The 639-nt window shown below is 39.3% G+C and carries 1 pseudogene; it reads right to left on the bottom strand.

Going from position 1 to position 639, the window contains the following annotated elements:
* Positions 1–639, bottom strand: a pseudogene (locus ACS8FD_RS21745) (outer membrane protein assembly factor); the annotation flags it as partial.

The following is a 639-nucleotide window of genomic DNA, read 5'->3' as shown; positions in this document are numbered from 1 at the left end:
TATTGTTGGCATTTATTATCGAATCATCAATATTGTCATTATTAGACGCATCGATATCGTTAATAGCATTGTCGACATCGCCATCAATAACGCCATTATTATCAGCAGTTATCGGCGTATTATCGAAAGCTAACGTGCTGTTTTCGCTCATATCATCTGGTGGCAATATTGTCTCAACATTGACGGTGTTAAAATAACGAGTCGCTGATAAATCATTACCAAGTTTGGTGATATCAGGACGATAGAACGGATCGCCTGCTTCGAAGTCATACATCTGCTTTAATAATGAGGTCTCTACTGGTAGCTTTTCAGGGTCGGTAGTAAGCGTTCCTGTCTCCTCATCATAGGTAAAAAATACCACATCATCAAATTGATAACGATCGCCTGTGTTATAGACCAGTGAGACATCAGCTGTATTGTCTGGCAAGATAATATCAACTGATTTATTTAACCAGTATTGATCAAAATAACCATATGTATCACTTAATGCTTCAAGTGCCGCCTTACTATTTTTATAAACGCGGTGATTAAAGACATCTCCTTCTTGCGGTAACATACTTGTTTCAAGGGTTTTAAACTCAGGCTGCTCAATACCTTGACCGCGAATATCTACGACGCGGCTATCGACACGTACTGGCT

The sequence above is a fragment of the Psychrobacter sp. 1U2 genome, assembly GCF_051847575.1.
This window is presented reverse-complemented; position numbering and strand designations above follow the sequence as displayed.